Source organism: Synechococcus sp. L2F, assembly GCF_024345695.1.
Taxonomy (GTDB): Bacteria; Cyanobacteriota; Cyanobacteriia; order PCC-6307; family Cyanobiaceae; genus MW101C3.
In genome coordinates, this window is record NZ_JAGQBP010000004.1 from 252,447 (window position 1) to 266,531 (window position 14,085).

Below are 14,085 nucleotides of genomic sequence, written 5' to 3' on the forward strand. Positions count from 1 at the left end.
ACGACCCCGGTGCTGGGGGTTCGGTCTAGGCGGCAGTGGGCAGACCCACCACCTGAGTGTGGGCGCCACGGGCCTGGGTGACGCCGATCGTGCGGGTGGCGGCCGCGATCATCGGGCGCCGGTGGCTGACCACCAGGAACTGGGCCTGGTCCGCCTGGCTGGCGATCAGGGCGGCCAGCCGCTCCACGTTCACCCCATCGAGGAAGCTGTCCACCTCGTCGAGGGCATAGAAGGGAGAAGGGCGAAAGCGCTGCAGGGCAAACAGGAAACTCAGTGCCGTGAGCGATTTCTCCCCCCCTGACATCGAGGCCAGCCGCCGCACCGCCTTGCCCTTGGGGTGGGCCACCAGGGTGAGTCCCCCTTCCAGCGGTTGCTCCGGGTTTTCCAGCTGCAGGTGTCCTTCGCCATCGGAGAGCCCGGCGAAGATCGTGCGGAAGTGCCCGTCCACAGCCTGGAAGGCCTCCAGGAAGGCCTCCTGACGCAGCGTGGCCACGGTTTCAATTCGCAGCAGCAGCTCCTCCCGTTCCTTGCTGAGCACCTCGAGGCGCTCCTCCAGTTCGGCAATCCGCCGCTCCAGCACCTCCAGCTCCTCAAGGGCAAGCATGTTCACCGGCTCCAGCGCTTCCATCCGCTGCTGCAGCCGCAGCTGCGACTGCTCCAGTGCCGCCAGCCCCGCCTCGCGCACGCCCGCCGGCAGCTCCGGCAGGGGATCGGGCAGCTCGCGCTGCATCGCCTCCAGCCGCAGCCCCAGCCCCCGCTCCTGCTCAGCCAGGGCAGCGAGCTCCTCCTGCAGCCGCTGCAGATCCCACTGCTGCTGCTGCAGGGCGAGGCGTGCGGCCGCCAGGCGGGCTTCGGCCTCATCGCGCGCGCGCCGCCGCTCCCCGAAGCGTTCCTGCAGCGCACTTTGCTGGGCTTCCAGGGCGGCACGGCGCTGTAGGGCCTCGCTCTGCCGCTCCCGCCACTGGCCATGGGCTTCAGACAAGGCGAGCACGGCCTGACGCAGCCGCTGCTCCTCGCTGGCCAGGGCGTCGAGCTGATGGCCGAGCCGCTCCGCCGCCAGGGTGCGTTCCCGGCGCGCCGTCAGCAGGGCGTCGCGGTGCTGGCGGGCCTCGTGCAAGGCGGCATCGGCGCTTTCGAGCTCCTGCTGCAGCCCCTGCCAGCGGTCGCTGTCACCGCTGCCCTGGGCGGCGGCCTCCTCCTGCTCCAGGGCCGCCAGCTGCTGCTGCGGAGCTTCCAGCAGCGCCACCACCTCACTGTGGCGTTGCTGATCGGCAGCTTCGGCGGCGCGGGTGTGCGCGAGGCGCTCGTTGAGCTGCCGCAGACGCTCCAGCTGGGGGCCGGCAGCCCGCTCAGTGGCAGCGCGCTCGGCTTCAAGGCCGGCCAGCCGTTGCTGATGTCCCTGCAGCAGCGGCCGCAACTGCTCCAGCTGGCGCCCCAGCTCAGCCTCCTGGCGGCGGCAGGCCACCAGGCTTTCGCCCAGTTCCAGCAGGCGCCGCCGCAACGGTTCGGCCTCGTCGTGCTCGCCGCTGCTGCCGAAGCTGAGCCTGTCGCTGCGTTGCTGCAGGCTGCCGCCGGTCATGGCGCCACTGCGCTCCAGCAACTCGCCCTCCAGGGTGACGGCACGGCAACGCCCCAGCTCCTTGCGGGCGCTGGAGAGGTCTTCGAACACCAGCGTGTCGCCGAACACGTAGCGGAACACCTCGCCGTAGACGGGCTCGTAGCGGATCAGATCCACCGCCCGCCCCACCAGCCCACCGGGGTTGCTCCAGCTGCTGGACGCCGCCTGGCTGCTGCCGCCGCGGATGCGGTTCAGGGGCAGGAAGGTGAGCCGGCCGGCCCGGCGGCTCTTGAGCAGCTCGATCGCCCGGGCGGCGATGCGATCGTCGTCGACCACCACCTGGCCCAGGCGCGCCCCGGCCGCCACCTCCAGCGCCAGCCGTACCCGTTCCTCCACATCGCCCAGCTGGGCGACAGGGCCGTGGATGCCCTCCAGGCCGGATTCGAGCAGCAAGCGCAGCGCGCCGGTGCCCCGGCTTTCCTGCAGGGTTTCGCGGCGGCTTTCCAGGCGTGCGATGTCACGCTCCAGGCCGATCTGTTCCTGCTCCAGCCGGGCGCGGGTGCGTTGCTGCAGCGCCAGGGCTTCGGCCAACTGCTGGGCCTGTTGCTGCTGCCCGGCCAGGGTGCGCTGCAGCGCGAGGGTTTCCGTCTCCAGACCGGCCCGCCGTTGCTGCAGCTCCTGGTCGTCGCCGCTGCCACCCTCCAGCTCGGCGCCCAGTTCCAGCAGGCGCTCCTGCTGCTGGCGCAACCGTTCGGCCAACTGCTGCCGCTCCTCCAGCAACGGGGCGATCACGCTCTGCAGCTGGCTGCGCTGCTGGCTGCGTCGCTTCTGCGCGTCCAGCCAGCTGCCGGAACGCCCGGCCACCTCGCCCAGCCGACGCCGCGAGAGGTTGACGGCCGCTTCAGCGTTGTGGCAGGCCTGCTCGGCCGCCTCCAGCTCCTGGCGATCGTCGTCGCCCGTGAGGGCGTGCTGCTGCTGCCGCAGTTCCCCTTGCTGGCGGCTGAGCGCCTGGCGCTGCTGCTGCAATTGCTCGGCTTCCTGCTGATTCCGCTCGCCCTGACGGGCCAGTTCCCGGTTGCTGGAGTCGAGGCCGGCCAGTTCGGCCTGAACGCCGAGCAGCTGGTCTTCGCCGAGGGCCTTCACTTCCGCTTGCAGGGCTTCAAGCTGCTGCGCGTTCTGCTCCAGAGCCTCCTGGGCGGCAGCGATAGCCAGCCGGTCGGCGTCCTGCTGCGCCGTGAGCGCCGTTTGGCGGCGCGTCACGTCGGCGCGTTGCGCCTGGGCCTGCTCGAAGCGCAGCAGCTGTTCCTGCAGGCGGCCGTCGTGGTGCTGCTGGCGCAGGTCCTGGTACAAGCGGGCCTTGGCGCAATCGCGCTCGAGTTTCTGGCGGCTAGCCAGCAGCTCCTGCTCAACGATGCGGCAGCGTTCCTGTCGCTCCTGCACCTCGTCGAGCTTGGCGCGGGTCTGCTCGATGCGGCTGTCGAACAGGGCCACGCCCGCCAGTTCGTCGATCAGGCCCCGCCGCTCACGTGCGCTCATCGACACGATGCGGGTGACATCGCCCTGCATGACCACGTTGCTGCCCTCCGGATCCACCCGCAGGCGCCGCAGCTGGGTCTGCAGTTGCTGCAGGTTGCAGGGCACGCCATCGGCGCTGTAGCTGCTGCTGTAGGTGCCGCCTGGCGCCACCCTCAGGCGCCGGCTCACGGTCCATTCGCGCTGGCCGGCCTGGATCCAGGGACCCTCTGCCGGGGCTTCAAGGCCCTCTTCGGCGCCATCCGGCTGCCAGTCGCCGAGATCAAAGCGCACACTCACCACCGTTTCGGCGGCCTTGCCCTGGCGCAACACGGCGCTGTTGATCAGATCCGGCAGGCGCTCGGCCCGCATGCCGCGGCTGGAAGCCAGGCCCAGGCAGAAGAGCACTGCATCCAGGATGTTGCTCTTGCCCGAACCGTTCGGCCCGGTGACCACGGTGAAATTGGGTTCGAGGCTGATCGCCAGCGATCCGCCGAACGACTTGAAATGTTTGAACTCGACCTGATTGATGTGAACCAACAGGCCCGCGCTTCGAGCAGGCCGAATCTATCGGACTCCGACACAATCTCAACCCCCACCCGCGAGGCGCTGCTTAGCCTGGAACCGCAAGCGTCACCCCCGGGCAGCCCCATGGATCAGCACACCCCGACGCTCAGCGCCGAACGGTTCCGCGAGCGGTTCGAGGCCCTGCTGCCCACCATCCAGCAGGAATGGCCCCAGGTGGCTAAGGAAACCCTAGAAGCCACCCGCGGCAGCTTCGACGAGGTGGCCTCCCTGATCGCCGAGCACACCGGCCGCACCGTCAGCGGAGTGCGTGGCCAGCTGCTGGATCTGCTTCATGGCGCCTCCGATCAGACCCGCCAGCTGGCCGATCGCATCGGTCCCCTGGAGGAGCAGCTGGAGAACCTGCTCGACGACCTGAACACCAGCCTGCGGCCCCGCCTTGAGAAGCCAGTGCGTGAGCGCCCCCTGCTGGCCGTGAGCGTGGCGGCGGCCGTCGGGGTCGTGGTCGGCCTGCTGCTCTCCACCGGGCGGCGCTCCGAATGAGTGGCGACAACCACCGCCGCAACGACGACGGCGCCGGCGTGGGCCGCATGGCAGCGGGCCGCATCACCGCCCTGGTGGCTTCTGTGATGGACCTGCACGTGCGCATCGCCCTGCAGGAGGCCGACAAGGAGAAGCGCCGCCTGATCAGCGGCGGCCTGCTGCTCGGTGCGGGCATCAGCATGGTGATGCTGGCCACGGTGGCCAGCCAGCTGGCCCTGGTGCTCTGGCTGCAGCTGGGGCTGGCCTGGGGCTGGATCCGGTCGGTGCTGGCCGTGATGGCCCTCGATCTGGTGCTGGCCGGGCTGTTCCTGCGCATCGGCGGGCAGCTCACCAAGGGGCCCTACCTGCCCCAGACCACCGCTGGCCTGACCAAGACCACGCGAGCGATTCTGGGCCGCTGAGGCACGCGCCAGGCGGTCGCGATCAGCGGAGGTGTTCAGCGGAAGAGTTCAGCGGATCGTGTAATTCAGCCAGCGGCAATCGATTCCGCCGTTGCTCACCGGAACGCGCCGGTTGGCCTTCATGCGCAGGGCGCCGGTGTGGGCGGCGTTGCCGCTCAGCAGCCACAACGACCAGCCGGAGCAGCGCTCCTTGAGCAGGCGGCCGAGATCGCTGTAGAGCGCCTCCAGATCGTCGTCGGCGCCGAGGCGCTCGCCATAGGGAGGGTTGCAGACCAGCACGCCGGGGGTTTCCGGGGGCTGGAAGTCCCGCACATCACCGGCCTGCAGGTCGATCCAGGGGGCCACACCGGCCGCGGCGGCATTGTGGCGTGCCTGCCCCAGCACGTCCGCGTTCTGCTCGCGTCCCACGATCGGCGCCAACGGGCTGCCGTCGGCCAGACCGGTGCGGCGGCGGCAGGCGGCAGCAGCCACTGCCTGCCGCCACAGCTCCGGGTCGAAGTCGGGCCAGCCCTCGATCGCGAAATGGCGCGGCTGGGGCTGACCGTTGGCGTCATCCAGCAGCCCCGGAGCCCGCGCCAGCGCCAGACAGGCCGCCTCGATCAGCAGGGTGCCGGAACCGCACAGCGGATCCGCCAGCGGCACCCGGCCATCCCAGCCCGTGCAGGCGATCAGGCCGGCGGCCAGGTTCTCCTTGAGCGGCGCCAGGCCCATGGCCGCCCGCCAGCCGCGGCGGTGCAGGCTGCTGCCGGCGGCTTCCACGCTCAGTTGCGCCTGGCCGCCGCCCAGGTGCAGTTGCAGGCTGAGATCGGGATGGTCCAGGTCGATGCCGGAGCGGCGGCCGTGGCGCTGGCGCTGCAGATCCACAAGAGCGTTCTTCACCTGCAGGGCCGTGAAGTGGCTGTGGTTGAGGCCCGGGGCCGAGCCGGTCACATCGACGCGGAAGCTGGCGTCCGGCGGCAGCCAGCGGTCCCAGTCGGCTGCCCGTTGGATGCCGTCGTAGAGCGCATCGGCGCCCGCACAGGGAAAGACAGCCAGGCGCCGCAGCAGGCGAAAGGGCAGGCGCGCCTCCAGCAGCACGCGATAGAAGCCCGCCGGCTCGATCCGAAAGCTGGCCGCCCGCCGCAAGGGCCGCACATCGCTGGCACCGAGCTGGGCCAGCTCCTCAGCGCCCTGCTGCTCCAGGCCCTGGGGCAGCACCGCCACGGCAGCGACAGGTTCGGTCATGCCCACCGGCTTTCCCCCATGCCCTGTGCCCTCACTGCTGCCACAATGACAAGGTCCGTCCTCGGGCGGACTAGGTGGCTCACACCGGTGCTTCGGACAGCGGTTCGATTCCGCTCAGCTCCATCCCCGCATCTGCGGGCCTCCAGGGGCTGCAATGGTTTCGACGGGGTATGAGGAGGGTGACTGAAGCCTGCTCGGTAAGAGCAAACCCGTAACAGCGAACAACATCGTTCGTTTCTCCCGTCAGACCGCCCCTGTGGCTGCCTGACTCCTATAGGGAGATGGGGTAAGTCAGCCTTATCACCCAAATGACTCACGGGGGGCTGGAAGGCCCCCTTCCCATTGCTGGAACTGGGGTCTTGCTCGTCTCATCCCCTGCTCATTCAGTAGCTGTGTGCAAAGCGTGTGCAAGCTTGGCTTCGGCTCAGCTGCGAGCCTGATGGTCAGGCTCTTCCATGCGGTCTCCTGAAGAGCATGGGGATCGGATCCGCAGGGGATTGCGGCAAGCCCTGCAGCGAGGAGCGGTTCTCGGTGGCCTAAGACCAGCGCGCGATCAGGAAAATCAGCGGTCTCATTCCCATGCGCTTCTTAGGGCTCTTGCCAACCGAAAAATCCTGGAGGATGGGCATGGAAAGAGCCTTGGCGCGGTGAGCCAAGAACTCTTTGACGCCGGCTGTCGAACGAAAGCTGGCAAACCCTTAACACCAGAGATGGTACGGCGTATGAGGGTACGCCTGGAGGAGGCAAAGCTGGCCTTCGCCGACGAGACCCTGGATGATGAATCTTGTGGCTGGTTTCCTGCAGAGGCCATAAGTGAGGCCGTCCAGGCACGCAATGGGGTTGCGTTGCGCTGGCTCTTGAAGATGGCGCGCAAAGAGTATGGCGATCCCTTCACCGAGCGTTTGAGGCAGACCTTGCTCAACTCCGAGCACGCGAACTGGGTCAGCACAGCACTGGAAGAACACTGAACTAGCAAGGCTTCTCAGTCACAACACCTGCCGCGGGAAACCTGATTCATCCCCGGAGTCCCCCGTGATGAATCCGAGTCCCCAGCAGTGGCTCACTACTGCCGAGATGGCCTTGCGCCTAGGCGTTCACCGCAAGACTTTGCTTCGCCTTCGTGCTGCGGTCTTCAACCCTTTCCGTGAGGGCATGCACTACCGGCGGGGAGGGCTGACTACAAGGGCGCCCTTCCAATGGCACGGAGATCTGTGCGAGAGGGCCTTCACCGATTTCGGTCGGGTTGACCCCTCCACCATCGAGGCATTCAGCAGGGAGACCTTCTAATGGTGGCTCACCGCCCATCCCCCACCACGGGTGGGAGAGAAGGTGAAGGTATGAGCCCTGCAACCTCGTCCTTCCCCGCTGATGTGCTCCTGACCGAACTGGAGGCGCTTCCCGACTGGCTGGCATTGACGCCAATCGGCAAGCAGAAGAACGCCTACTTGTCGAAGTGGGATGAGTGCCCGCAGACAAAGGACCAGATCCGAGCAGAGATCGCCGCAGGCCGTTGCCATGCCGTCGGAATGATCTGCGGTGCTGTCTCAGGTCTCTTGGTGCTCGATCACGACGGGGCAAGTGCAGAGCCGCTCCTGCGCGAACTGCTGGACGGAGTGCAGCTGCCCCCAACATGGGGTTGGACCTCGACAAGACAGGGGAGGAGGGCCGCGGCGTTTCGCGTGCCTGAGAAATACTGGCCCGCACTGAAAGGGAAGTGGGACCGGCGTACGGGCGTCAAGTCACCCGACGACGGGAAGATCGAAGGATTGGAGCTCAGATGGACAGGCCATCAATCCGTCCTGATCGGACACCATCCCTTAACGGGAGGCTACAGATGGTTAGAGAATCGCAGCCCCGCGGATCTTCCAGAGCCAGCGGTGGCGCCACTACCGCTGATTGAGGCACTGCTCGAACCCCCGCAGACGCAAGCCCCAGTGCTGGTAGAGCTGCCCACTCCATCGCCCTTGAGCCTGCGATTGCCACTCCTGGAGTTCGTCTCGCTGGAGACAAGGCAGTTCGTCGAATCAGGCGGAACGCCTGGCTCCTGGAATGACGACCAACTCAAGCATGCTCAGGATCTCATCGGCACTGACCGATGGATTCAACAGCATGGACATATCCCAGAGCCGTCAGCTCGTGATGCCTATGCGTATCACATTACAGCTGCCAAACGTAAGGACAGTTCATTTGATGAACATAAAGCCTGGCGAAGGTTTGAGGGTGGCCTGAAACGGGATCTCCACCCCAGTACCCCGCCAGAGAAGCTACAGGAGCGGCTGGCCTACAACACCAACAAGGGCAAGAGACCTGAGACAACCGGCATTGTGCCGAAAGGAACCGGGAACAAATTCAACAAGGCCAAGGATCAGAAACTGCCGGCCACCTTCCTAGATCTGATCCGTTCGCTCTCTGACGGATGGGCAGAAAGGAAGTGCGGCCCACCATCTCCTAGCAAGTTGAGTCCGGGCGAGATGGCTGGGATGCTCCCAGCTGATCGGCTGCGGTTCAATGAGATGTCGCTCCTGCCGGAGGTGCACACCAGTAAGGGCTGGTACCCAATCCGCGACGCCGATATTGATTCGGCCTATGTACTCCTGTCGCAGAAAGGATGGATCATCAGCACTGAACCAATTACCAAAGCGATCTGTCATGTCGCGCGGCTGCAGTCCTTCCATCCGGTGCGGCACTACCTGCTCTCTCTGGAACAGAACGACTCCATCACGCCGTTCGACCTAGATCAGGTTGCGCCGCGATTCTTTCGCGCCAATGATCGTTTGCATATCGCCATGGTGCGCAAGTGGCTAATCGGCGCTGTCGCGCGTGCCCTAAATCCTGGCTGTCAGATGGATTATGCGCTAGTGCTTCAAAGCGACGAACAAGGCCTGTGCAAGTCAACGACTTTCAAAGCTCTCGCAAGTCCCGAATGGTTCAACAGCACGGTGCCTGATGCAGACAAGGACTTTCTGCTTGCCGTTCATTCTTGCTGGATCTTCGAGTTGGCAGAGATTGAGCACATCACCGGAGGCCGCGCAGAAGGGCGACTCAAGAATCTGATCACCACTAGCATCGACTCTGTGCGGCCTCCCTACGGGCGTACCACTCAAAGAATGCCCCGCGGATCAGTGTTTGCAGGAACTGTCAATGCGCGTGAGTTCCTGCGTGATTCCACCGGCAACCGGCGTTATTGGGTCGTCCCGATCGAGGGCAAACAAGAGCTAGACCGCGAGGGAATTAGGCAATCCCGCGATGCTATCTGGAAAGCCGCAGTCATGGCGTGGCGCTCTGGAGAGCTACCCATGCTCGACAGAAGACTGGCAGCCGAGTCAGAGGCGCAAAACCATCAGTACGTCACAGAGGATCCTTGGCTTGCAATGCTGCGGGCCTGGATTGATGGCAACCCGTTGGGGGCTCATTTAGATCCAAAGAATGCGATTGCCCCAGTAGATCCATCACAACCATTCTCAACCGCTGAGGCTCTCCATGCCGCAGGCTTGAGGCGACTCGATCAGTGCGGTAGATCCGAGGAAACACGCATCGCCCCTCTTCTGCGCCAACTTGGCTTTGAGAAGGGGCCACAACAGCGCCGCAATGGTGAACGGGTACGTCTGTGGAGCAAAACGAGCTCGTCAGTCCCGTCACAACCGTCACAACCTGCCTCAACCCATGCGCAGGGGGGTTGTGACACGCACAACCCTCTGCAGCGCATCGACTCTCAGAACCTGTCACAACCGTCACAACCCACTTCTTCAAAAGCAGAAATAGAAAGAACCTTGGGACAGCCAGAGGACGATGCGGCGGGGACAGAGGAGAAAAAGGTTGTGACGATTGTGACAGTTAGCCACGATTCCGCCAAACCCGCTGCAATGAATGGGGGGGGATTGTCACAACCCCCCGTCACAAACTCTGATCCGGCGGTTGTGACAAGGGTGGACGTTGTGACGCCTCTGCTGGCCCATGGCATTACCCCCGATCGCATCCCCTGCCTGGTCAACGGCGAACCCGGTTGGTCCCGCAAGGCTGGCCCCATGCCGCGTCTCACGGTTTGCGTCAGCCATGCCGATGGCCGCCAACTTGCCGCAGGAGCGGATCAGGTCACTGACCTGTCGCCTTCCTGCTGACCCGTCCCGCAAGGCCCCTTTTGTCCCAAGCCCCGACCGTTTAAGGCGTCACCCATGAGCTGCTGGTATGAAATCGACCGCGACGCCGGCCCCCGGCGGTTATCCATTGGAGAGGTCCGGCACCTGTTGATCCACGGCCAGAACTCCATCACGCTGCAGGAGCCCCCCGCGGCGAACCTGTCGATCGTGTGGCTCTGGCGGTCTGGCGGCACGTTCGGCAGCAAGAGCAGCGCCGCAGCCAATCAACGGCAACGATTGCCACGCTCCATGCGGGAGTCCATGCCGATGCTTGACCGTGGCGCCACTGGCGGATGGATGCCGTTGTGGCTGTGCCCTTGTTGTGGTCGTCGTGCCCGCCTGCTGGTGAACAGGCTGATGAACTGGCTTCCCGAGGTAGACCACATCCTGCAGCCGCACTGGCCGCACACCTGGCGATGCCTGAAGTGTGCTCGCTATCGCTATCCCAGTCAGCGCAGACCAGGCGATCACCGCGGGCAGGGCAAACCCGCAGGCTGGCACTATGCCGCGCACTCCGCTGCAGCCGATAAGGCTTGTGAAGCGCTGGAGACGCCACAAAGGTTGACGTGGGACAGGCGTATGGCGCTGGAGTCCCTGGCGACGGCCCATCACAGGCTCGCGAATGATGCCCTTGGCCAAGCCATCCCCAGCCGTTCGGGCGGACTTCCTCCTGCCTTGGTCGAGCAAGCATGGGAAACGATCCGGCGTCATCGATGGGCGATGCGCCAGACCGGCTGGCATCGCGCCGGCTACCCAAGGCCGGGACCAGAGGCTAGGGCTGATAAGTAGCAGGGCTAAGGCTGTCCGGCGTTGGGAACGATCACAGGCAGGTATCCCGCTTGAAATGGACCGCATCCACACCACTGAAATGCCGATCGTTGAAACCCTGCCGCTGACAGCCCGCACCTGCCTAGAGATCACTGTCCGGCTGCAGGCCGCGGCCACCAGCACCCATTCGAGGCCCTTCTGCAGGACCAGGGGGAAGACGTGATCGACGGACCTGGTGGGTGGCGTGGGAGGCACCGGCCTGGCCAAATAGCGCCGATGATTGCCGCAGTTCAACTGCTGGGCGATGGAGTTGCTTTTCCTGGTTCTTTTGGTGGCAGCCCTCTTGGTATGGGGATCAAGCCTCCAGCGCCAAGTAAGTAAACTAAAGGACAGGCTACGTCCCATCTCTTCTATCGAGCTTTATGCCAAAACAGCCCGCCGCATCGCCGACTCTGACCTAGAAAAAGCAAGAGATGAGGCCACCCAAATTCTTAGCGCTGCCAAGCAAGAGAGCAGCGAGCTAGAGCAAAGAATTGCTTCATTACGAGCTGATGCGAAGTCAGCCAAGCAGGAGCTAGTGCGAGTCAACGAAGGCTTGCGCTTAATCGCAGATGATGCTCATTTGTTGGAAGTTGGCTATTATCGACCTGTTTATGGATTCGAAGATCTTCCGAAGTATCAAGAAGCTATTGAGAAGATTAAGGAAGCTCAGAAATCAATGCTTCGAGTTGCAGGTGAAGCCAGAGACAAAGCTGCTGCCGCATACGCCACTAGACCCATCAACTACAACGGCTCAGAGGCTCAGGGCAGAAAGCTGCTAAAAAAAGTGTTGCAGCTAATGCTTCGAGCGTTTAATGGTGAATGCGATGCGTTCATCGCTCGTGTAAATTACCGAAATATCATAACTATGCAGAAGCGAATACAATCTTCATTCGATCAGATCAATAAGATAGCGGATGCATGGGATTGCCAGATCAGCAGAAAGTATTTGGCAAACAGGCTGGAAGAGCTCGGCTTGGTTTACGAATATGCAAAGTTTCAGGAAAAGGTAAAGGAGGAGCAGGCTTGGATTCGCGAGCAGGAGCGAGAAGAGGAGAAGGCTCGAAAAGAAGCCGAGAAGCGAGAACGCGATGCAGCCAAGAAGGCTGACTCTGTAGAGCAAGCGGTGAGGGAAGCGCGGCAGGCGATGGAGGCCGCCGCTGAAAGCGACAAGGCAGCATTTAGGAAGCAGATCGAGGCGCTAGAGCGTGAACTAGCTAATGCCCTAGAAGACAAGAAGAGGGCAAAGAGCCTAGCCGAGCAAACCCGAACTGGCTATGTCTATATCTTTAGTAACATCGGAAGCTTTGGCGAGCATGTCTTTAAGATCGGGATGACTCGCCGCGAAGACCCTGAGGTGCGTCGTCGGGAGTTAGGCGATGCATCGGTTCCATTTCCGTTTGACTGCCATGCGTACATCTGGACAGAAGACGCACCAACACTTGAACGCGAGCTGCACAAACACTTTGAGCCCAGACGGCTGAACCTAGAAAACGAGCGCAAAGAGTTTTTCCGTATCACGATCGACGAAATACAAGCCGAGGTAGAAAAGCTTAAAAGCCAACTGGGTATTGCAGCCGAAATTCGTTGGACAATGCTTGCTGAAGCAAAAGACTTCAGGTTGAGCGAGGCTAAGCGCAAATACCTTCAATTTGGAAATGATCGTTCCTGAGGTTGAGCGTTATGGCGTTGCTGTTTCGTTTGACTTTGCCACCGCCTCCTCCAGCCCCGCCTCATCTGTCCACTTCTCATGGTAACGGTGATGAGTTGCCGTGGCCGATGGCAGGATTGCGCCCATGGCTGATTGCCTTGTCTACTTACTCAATGCCGCCTGAAATGCGGCGGCTGTTGTCGCGTTTGATGCCCAGCGGTAACTACTTGAGTGCACCGCCAGGCTGTGACCCATGGCCATCGCCACAGCCCCTACTTCCACACCAAAGCGATGGCACCGCAGGCTGTAGCTGTCCCGAAAGGCATAGGGCCGCAGCCACTCACCCCTGGCCTCGCACTGCTCCTTGAGGGCGCGCCATTCGGGCTGCCTGGCCAGGAACTGCTCTAAATAATGTCCATTCAGCGTGGCCACGCTGCCATCTGAGCTCGTGGGAAGCTTCAGCAGGCCCGCGGCGAGTGCTCCCGGCAGGTTCCACTCCACCAGGCTGTCGAGCCGATCCTTAAGCGGACAGGCCATCAGCCAGCGGGGCTCAGTTCTTTGCGCCCCGCAGGCTTTGCGATAGCTGCACCACAGCCGTTTGCTGCCGGCCTCATCCGTCTTCACCGTGAGGTGCTGGAGTTCCGTGGGCCTCAGACCGTACTGGGAGAGCAGCCGAAGCACGTTGGCCCAGCCGGGATTGCGGGCGTCGATGGCGTCGATCAGGTCCAGCAGCTCCTGATCCGCCAGGGTGGCTTTGGTGCGTTTCGCGGCTGGACGACCCCGCAGCTCCTTGACGCTGGCGTTGCTGATCCGCCAGCAGCTGGGTTGGTGATGGCGGGCGACAGCGTGATCCGTGAGGTTGCGCAGGGCGATGCAGCAGGCCGCACGGCTTGGTGACTTGCCGCTCCACCGGATCAGAGTGCGCCTGAGAAGGTCGTGGCCATCGGTAGGTGGCTTGGACCCTGTGAGCAGACGGACCGCCTCCTCGATGTAGGGCGCGTAGTTGCTCCGCCAGGTCTGCTCCAAGATCTCGTTCCTGCCGTTCTGGAGGGCATCCCGCAGGCTGTTGGCGATGGCTTCCCAGTCGCTGGTCGGAGCCATGGTGTCGCTCAGTCCCAGGGTGATGGCTAGCGCCCCTCTGAGTGTGTGCTGGTTGCTGGCCACAAGCTTGTAGATCCGCCCGATCAGCTGGAGGGCCGGACTCACCGATACCGGAGACCACTCAAGGGGCAACACAACCCCCTGTGCTGGCTGGCCGGGGTGGCGCACCTGCAGGCGGATGCGACCCCGATGCTCGCTGACAGTCCAGCCCTTGGCGACTTTGGCGGCTCCCCGGAAGCCGATCTCCCAGGGCTTGCTGCGGGCGGTGGCGGGCATGGCGACCAAGAGATTTGCACACAGGGTGTGTGCAAAATTGCCCTTTCAGCTTACTCCGAGTTCCTTGTTGTTCCCAGAAGTCTTTTGTTGCAATGGAAGTCTCAAGTCTTGCTCAGAGATCTGAGGTCTGTATCACCCAAATGACTCACGGGGGCTGGAAGGCCCCCATTTCATTGGCGCCTGCAGCGGACCTTCCTGAGCGGTTCTGTTGGTCTTCCGAGGGGAAGATCGCTGCACCCAACGCCTGCCTTGCGGTGGTGTCCATCACCGTCCGATCTGTGCGGCCAGGCCCGGCAGGATGAACAGCTGGCCTGGGATCATCGTTCACCCGTGCCAGGTGGACGCACGTCA

The 14,085-nt window shown here is 63.6% G+C and carries 8 protein-coding genes; 5 read left to right on the forward strand and 3 right to left on the reverse strand.

The genetic code is table 11. The features are described 5' to 3' along the window. Positions 1 to 25: 25 nt before the first annotated feature. Positions 26 to 3,610 (reverse strand): chromosome segregation protein SMC, encoded by a 3,585-nt coding sequence (gene smc, locus KBZ19_RS12380; protein WP_255101123.1) that lies wholly within the window; start codon positions 3,608 to 3,610, stop codon positions 26 to 28. A 111-nt stretch (positions 3,611 to 3,721) separates the two neighbouring features. Between smc and KBZ19_RS12385 the strand changes: the two genes are divergently transcribed. Next, positions 3,722 to 4,138 (forward strand): glycine zipper domain-containing protein, encoded by a 417-nt coding sequence (locus KBZ19_RS12385; protein WP_094512761.1) that lies wholly within the window; start codon positions 3,722 to 3,724, stop codon positions 4,136 to 4,138. Beyond that, a complete protein-coding gene (locus KBZ19_RS12390) occupies positions 4,135 to 4,539 on the forward strand; it encodes a phage holin family protein (protein WP_255101124.1) in 405 nt (134 codons plus the stop codon). Before KBZ19_RS12385 ends, KBZ19_RS12390 begins: the two co-directional genes overlap by 4 nt. A 48-nt stretch (positions 4,540 to 4,587) precedes the next feature. Here the strand turns inward: KBZ19_RS12390 and KBZ19_RS12395 are convergent, their stop codons facing one another. After that, positions 4,588 to 5,763, reverse strand: coding sequence for a class I SAM-dependent RNA methyltransferase (locus tag KBZ19_RS12395; RefSeq protein ID WP_255101125.1), 1,176 nt, complete (start codon positions 5,761 to 5,763; stop codon positions 4,588 to 4,590). 455 nt (positions 5,764 to 6,218) lie between these two features. Between KBZ19_RS12395 and KBZ19_RS12405 the strand changes: the two genes are divergently transcribed. From KBZ19_RS12405 to KBZ19_RS12415, 3 genes are all read left to right on the forward strand, one after another. Continuing rightward, a complete protein-coding gene (locus tag KBZ19_RS12405) occupies positions 6,219 to 6,731 on the forward strand; it encodes a hypothetical protein (RefSeq protein WP_255101126.1) in 513 nt (170 codons plus the stop codon). 369 nt (positions 6,732 to 7,100) lie between these two features. Continuing rightward, a complete protein-coding gene (locus KBZ19_RS12410) occupies positions 7,101 to 9,881 on the forward strand; it encodes a VapE domain-containing protein (RefSeq protein WP_255101127.1) in 2,781 nt (926 codons plus the stop codon). A gap of 1,090 nt (positions 9,882 to 10,971) precedes the next feature. After that, positions 10,972 to 12,378: a DUF4041 domain-containing protein gene (locus tag KBZ19_RS12415; protein WP_255101128.1), complete on the forward strand. Its 1,407-nt coding sequence runs from the start codon at positions 10,972 to 10,974 to the stop codon at positions 12,376 to 12,378. Positions 12,379 to 12,519: 141 nt separating this feature from the next. On the opposite strand, the gene KBZ19_RS12420 is transcribed toward KBZ19_RS12415, so the two are convergent. After that, the gene (locus tag KBZ19_RS12420; RefSeq protein ID WP_255101129.1) at positions 12,520 to 13,734 is read right to left on the reverse strand and encodes a site-specific integrase; all 1,215 of its coding nucleotides are present in this window, start codon (positions 13,732 to 13,734) and stop codon (positions 12,520 to 12,522) included. Positions 13,735 to 14,085: the final 351 nt, after the last annotated feature.

Excerpts from the sequence above, each read along its gene's own strand:
- KBZ19_RS12385 (WP_094512761.1), top strand. The coding sequence starts at position 3,722 with ATGGATCAGCACACCCCGACGCTCAGCGCCGAACGGTTCCGCGAGCGG.
- KBZ19_RS12390 (WP_255101124.1), top strand. The coding sequence starts at position 4,135 with ATGAGTGGCGACAACCACCGCCGCAACGACGACGGCGCCGGCGTGGGC.
- KBZ19_RS12395 (WP_255101125.1), bottom strand. The coding sequence starts at position 5,763 with ATGACCGAACCTGTCGCTGCCGTGGCGGTGCTGCCCCAGGGCCTGGAG.
- KBZ19_RS12405 (WP_255101126.1), top strand. The coding sequence starts at position 6,219 with ATGCGGTCTCCTGAAGAGCATGGGGATCGGATCCGCAGGGGATTGCGG.
- KBZ19_RS12410 (WP_255101127.1), top strand. The coding sequence starts at position 7,101 with ATGAGCCCTGCAACCTCGTCCTTCCCCGCTGATGTGCTCCTGACCGAA.
- KBZ19_RS12415 (WP_255101128.1), top strand. The coding sequence starts at position 10,972 with ATGGAGTTGCTTTTCCTGGTTCTTTTGGTGGCAGCCCTCTTGGTATGG.
- KBZ19_RS12420 (WP_255101129.1), bottom strand. The coding sequence starts at position 13,734 with ATGCCCGCCACCGCCCGCAGCAAGCCCTGGGAGATCGGCTTCCGGGGA.